1 protein-coding gene is annotated in these 317 nt (G+C 51.4%); it reads left to right on the top strand.

Annotated features, from left to right (window positions below; all coding sequences use genetic code 11):
- A partial coding sequence (locus HK11_RS11645) for a transposase (RefSeq protein WP_143216407.1) occupies positions 1-317 on the top strand: 317 nt, incomplete at both ends.

Here is a 317-nt window from a genome sequence, read left to right as displayed (position 1 = left end):
CAACCAAAATATATCTCTCCGGTCGATCCTGCGGCACGTTGGAACGCTGCAAGCGGTGGCCTTGCTTATTATGCCTACTGCACAAATTACCTCATCGACCTTAAATCGGCTGTCATCATGGATGTAGAAACCACGACAGCCATCCGGCAGGCCGAGGTTACGGCGCAACGCAGAATGATAGAGCGTACGCAGGAAACATTTGGAATATGGCCCGAAAGGCTTGCTGCGGATACAGCATATGGATCCGCTGAAAATCTTGCGTGGCTGGTTCATGAGCGTGGCATAGAACCTCACATTCCGGTCTTCGACAAATCTGC

This window comes from Acetobacter sp. DmW_043, from assembly GCF_002153485.1.
In the GTDB taxonomy this organism is placed as follows: domain Bacteria; phylum Pseudomonadota; class Alphaproteobacteria; order Acetobacterales; family Acetobacteraceae; genus Acetobacter; species Acetobacter thailandicus.
The sequence above is the reverse complement of the archived record's forward strand: the minus strand, read 5'-3'. Positions and strand labels throughout refer to the sequence as shown.